Here is a 4,464-nt window from a genome sequence, read left to right on the forward strand (position 1 = left end):
CTCCCTCCTCCGCTCCCCCCACCTCCGCTCCCCGCTGCGCTCCGCCGCCGCGACCTGACCTCGATCGACCTGCCCCTGCCGCCTCGTCGCCCCAAGGAGCACGCCCGTGCGCGTTCTGCTGGTCAACATGCCCTGGTCCCCGATCGACCTGCCCTCGCTGGCCCTCGGCATCCTCAAGCGCAGCGTCGACGAACGGGTGCCGGACGCCACCTGTGAAGTGCTGCACGCCAACCTGGAGTTCACCGACTGGATCACCGGGCGCGCCGAGTTCTCGGCGCAGGACTACGAGTACTACGCGCTGTCGTCGTACTTCCTGGGCTGCGGCGACTGGGTGTTCTCCTCCGCGCTGTACGACGACCCGGAGTGGAAGGACGAGGAGTTCACCCGGGTGATGTCGCCGAAGCTGCGCAGGTCCCGGATGCGGATGACGAAGGAACTGCACCGGCTGGTACCGGAGTTCGTCGACGAGATCGCGCGGAGGATCGTCGCGGCCGGGCCGGACGTGGTCGGCTTCACGTCCACGTTCCAGCAGAACACCGCGGCGCTGGCCGCCGCCCGGCGGGTGAAGGAGCTGGCGCCGCACATCGTGACCGTGATGGGCGGCGCGAACTGCGACTCCGAGCAGGGCGCCGCCGTGCACCGCAACTTCCGCTTCGTGGACTTCGTGGTGCGCGGCGAGGGCGAGAGCGCGTTCCCCGCGCTTCTGACGGCGCTGCGGGACGGGACCGGCGGGCTGGACGGCATCCCGGGCCTGTGCCACCGTGCGGCCGACGGCGGCAGCGTCGCCAACCCGATGGCGACGAGCCCGCTGCCGCCGGCGGCGATCCTGCCGCCCGACTACAGCGGCTACTTCGAGCGGCTGGCCGCGTCGGTGGCCCGCAACTGGGTGGAGCCGAAGCTGGTCGTGGAGGGCGCCCGGGGCTGCTGGTGGGGCGAGAAGCACCACTGCACGTTCTGCGGGCTGAACGGCTCGTTCATGCAGTTCCGCAGCAAGTCCCCGGAGACGTTCTACGACGAGATCATCGAGCTGGCGGAACGGCACCGCGTGCTCGACATGTATGTCGTGGACAACATCCTGGACATGAAATACCTGTCGACGGTGCTGCCGCGGATCGTCGACAGTGGATACGACCTTCGTATGCACATCGAGATCAAGGCCAATATGCGGCGCCCGCAGCTGCGGACGCTCGCCGACGCGGGCCTGATCTACGTCCAGCCCGGTATCGAGAGCCTCAACAGCCGCGTCCTGGACCTGATGGACAAGGGGGTGAGCGGCTGCCAGAACGTGCGGATGCTGCGCGACGCCGCCGAGACGGGCCTGTCCGTGTCGTGGAACTATCTGCACGGCTTCCCCGGCGAGACCGACGACGACTACGCGCCCGTCATCCGCCAGATCCCCGCCCTGGAGCATCTCGATCCGCCGGTCGACCTGTCGGCGCGTATCGCCATCGAGCGCTTCAGCCCCTACTTCGCCAAGCCCGAGCTGGGCTTCACCGGGCTGCGGCCCGAGCAGCACTACCGGTTCACGTACGACCTGCCCGAGGAGGAGCTGTACGACCTCGCGTACGTCTTCGAGGCGCCGGCGCGGGGCATCGGCGAGGACACCGTGCAGGCGTTGAACGACGCGCTGGCGCTGTGGAAGAAGCGGCATGTGGACGCCCGGCTCACCCATGTGGACCTGGGCGACCGGATCGTCCTGGTGAGCCGGCGCAGCGCCTTCGCGTGGCGGACGCGGGAGCTGACGGACCCGTACGAGATCGCCGTGTTCCGGCTGCTGGACCAGCCGCACTCGCCGGCCGCGCTGCGCCGCAAGGCGGACGAGAAGGCGGCGGCCTCGCGCACCGACGACGAGGTGCGGGCGCTGCTGGACGAGTGGGTGGCGGCGGGGATCGTGTTCACGGACGCCGGGCAGTACGTGCACATCGCGCCGTCCGCCGTCAACCAGGACCTGCTGCGGCTGGACTTCATGCGCCACACCTACCGTGCGCCCCGGGAGGAACCGGCGGCGCGCACCGAGGAACCCGCCCTGTCCTGACCCCCGCCCCTTCGCGAACACTGGTCGAGCACCGGAAGAACACTGGAGCTGAAGCGCACATGATGACGCAGACCGTCGAGAAGCCGGCCGCGCCGTTCCCGGTGACGGCGTGGCGCGACCACGACGACCGGGCGCGCGCCCTGCCGGGCATGGGCCTGGGCACGATCGACCTGCCGGAGGTGACCGGTCAGGCGTGCGACGGCCTGTGGCGTCTCGGCGCCCGCCGGGTCGCCCTGCACGAGCCGGTCGACCTGACCGTGTCCGGTGACGCCGGGGCCCGGCGTGCCGTGGACCTGCTGTGCCTGGTGCGGGAGCTGACCGCGCGCGCCGTGCTGGTCGACTGGGAGCTGAGGCTGCCCGGTGAGGAGGGCGCGGATCAGTGGCGGCTGCTGTCCCATCTGCACCCGCCGCTGCGGATCGAGGGTGTGCCCGACGCGGAGGAGGCGCTGTACACCTGGCGGACGCAGCACTATCTGTGCAAGTTCGTGTGGCGGCGCGGCCCGGGTTTCGTCCAGATCCGCGACCGCCGCTGGGGCGAGCTGCGCCGTTTCACCGCGGACGAGCCGGAGTACCAGGCGGCCATCGAGGCCCTGGACTTCGGCACCGACCACCGTGACGTCCCACCGGCCGTGCTCGCCGACCTCGCCGGTGAGCTGCTGGTCCTGCGGGTGGGCGACCTGGGCTGGTGGCTGCCGTACCGGGTGAACCGGTGGCTTCAGGAGGCGATGGCGATCTGAGCGCGTGAGGACCCGCCGGGAGGGTCCGCGCGTGTTCGGGGGGCGGCCGGCACGGTCGTCGCCCGCTCCGGGCCGATGGGCCGGCCCAGGACTCCCGGGTTCGCGGGAGGCGGCTGCCGGGCGGGGTCCTCGCCCGGCAGCCGCCGTCCTGCACGCCGCTCGGGGAAGGTTCAGTCCAGTTCGGCGCCTCGCGACGCGGCCTGCTGTTCGGTGTGCGCGCCGGCGGTGGTCAGCGTGCCGCCCGCGGTCTCCAGGTGGGCGCGGACGAACCACTGGAACTGTTCCAGGTCGCGCAGCTGCTCGATGAGCAGGTCCTCGGTGGCGGGGTCGAGGTCACCTGCCTCCTTGATCGCCGCGCGTATGTCCTCGATGACGCCCGTGTACACCACGTCGAGTCCGCCCAGGTGGGCCAGCGCGTCGGCGCGGCCGACGGAGTAGTCGTCCCAGGTGCGCTCCTCGACGAGGGCGCCGGGGGTGCCCTGGGCGACGCCGCCGAGGGCGGCGATGCGCTCGGCGACGTCGTCGGCCATCTCCCGGACCCGGTCGACCTGCGGGTCGATCATCTCGTGGACGGCGATGAAGTGGGGGCCTACGACGTTCCAGTGGACGTGCTTGAGGGTGAGGTGCAGGTCGTTCAGGGCGTGCAGGCGCAAGCGGAGCAGACCGATGAGACGTCCGGCTGCCTCCCGATCGATACCCGGAACGGTGTACTTGGGGGTCAGGTCCTTGGCCACGCCATGCTCCTTCGTCTGCGGTACTTCAGCAGGGCGGGGCTCCGCGGTCGCGGGCCGCCCTGTGATGTTCTGCGTTGTCGTTCTGTCCCAGTTCCCCGCATTCCGGGTTTGATGGCCCCTCGCGATGCGCCGAACAGGTCACACCGCCGAGGCGGCGCACCCCTGGCGCGGGCGTGGTCACGGAGAGTGGCCGTCCTGGCGGTCGGCGGGCCGGCCGATGAGTTCCGGGTGCCGCCGCTGTCTGCCCTGTCGACGAAGGAGGCGCATCATGCGCGAGATCATCATCACGACGTTCCTGACCCTCGACGGTGTCATGCAGGCCCCCGGCGGTTCCGACGAGGACCGGGCGAGCGGCTTCGAGCACGGGGGCTGGCAGAAGCCTGTCTCCGACGACGAGGTGGAGGCGGCGATCGCAGGCTGGTACGAGGAGCCCGTCGGGATGCTGCTCGGCCGCAGGACGTACGAGATCTTCGCCTCGTACTGGCCGACGGCCGATCCGTCGAATCCGTTCACGCAGCGGATGAACAGCATGCAGAAGTACGTGGCGTCGCGGACACCGACCGAGCTGGAGTGGGAGAACTCGACCCTGCTGCGGGGCGACGCCGCCGACGCCGTACGGGCCCTGAAGGAGTCCGAGGGCGGTCCCCTCTTCGTGGTCGGCAGCGGCGATCTGGCCCAGACCCTGATGCGCAACGAGCTGGTGGACGAGTACCGGCTCACCGTCCACCCGGTGATCATCGGCTCCGGCAAGCGGCTCTTCGCCGACGGTGCCGTCCCCACGGCCCTGGAGCCGGTGAGCGCGAAAACGACGAAGAGCGGCACGATCGTGGCCGTCTACCGCACGAAAGGGAAGCCGAGCTACGACACCTACGCGTAGAGCGGCTTCGCCTGCCGTGGGCCGACGGGTCACAGCACGGGCCGTGGCGGGGCCGACCGGGGCGCCGGGCGGGTTCCGTGG

4 protein-coding genes are annotated in these 4,464 nt (G+C 70.8%); 3 read left to right on the plus strand and 1 reads right to left on the minus strand.

The window, feature by feature from the left end; all coding sequences use genetic code 11:
- The first annotated feature begins 106 nt into the window (after nt 1-106).
- Nucleotides 107-2,035 carry a RiPP maturation radical SAM C-methyltransferase gene (locus tag MTQ10_RS28270; RefSeq protein ID WP_247473173.1) on the plus strand — a complete coding sequence of 643 codons (1,929 nt, stop codon included), beginning with the start codon at nt 107-109 and terminating at the stop codon, nt 2,033-2,035.
- 59 nt (nt 2,036-2,094) lie between these two features.
- Nucleotides 2,095-2,772, plus strand: coding sequence for a DUF5825 family protein (locus MTQ10_RS28275; protein WP_308404609.1), 678 nt, complete (start codon nt 2,095-2,097; stop codon nt 2,770-2,772).
- A 170-nt stretch (nt 2,773-2,942) separates the two neighbouring features.
- On the opposite strand, the gene MTQ10_RS28280 is transcribed toward MTQ10_RS28275, so the two are convergent.
- Entirely contained in the window at nt 2,943-3,506 is a 564-nt protein-coding gene (locus MTQ10_RS28280; RefSeq protein ID WP_247473174.1) for a Dps family protein, read from the minus strand.
- 268 nt (nt 3,507-3,774) lie between these two features.
- Here MTQ10_RS28280 and MTQ10_RS28285 point away from each other — a divergent pair, with 268 nt between their 5' ends.
- On the plus strand, nt 3,775-4,383 hold the full coding sequence (locus MTQ10_RS28285; RefSeq protein ID WP_247473175.1) for a dihydrofolate reductase family protein: 609 nt from the start codon (nt 3,775-3,777) through the stop codon (nt 4,381-4,383).
- The last annotated feature ends 81 nt before the right edge of the window (nt 4,384-4,464 follow it).

The sequence above is a fragment of the Streptomyces sp. XM83C genome (assembly GCF_023072675.1).
Lineage (GTDB): Bacteria > Actinomycetota > Actinomycetes > Streptomycetales > Streptomycetaceae > Streptomyces > Streptomyces thermocoprophilus.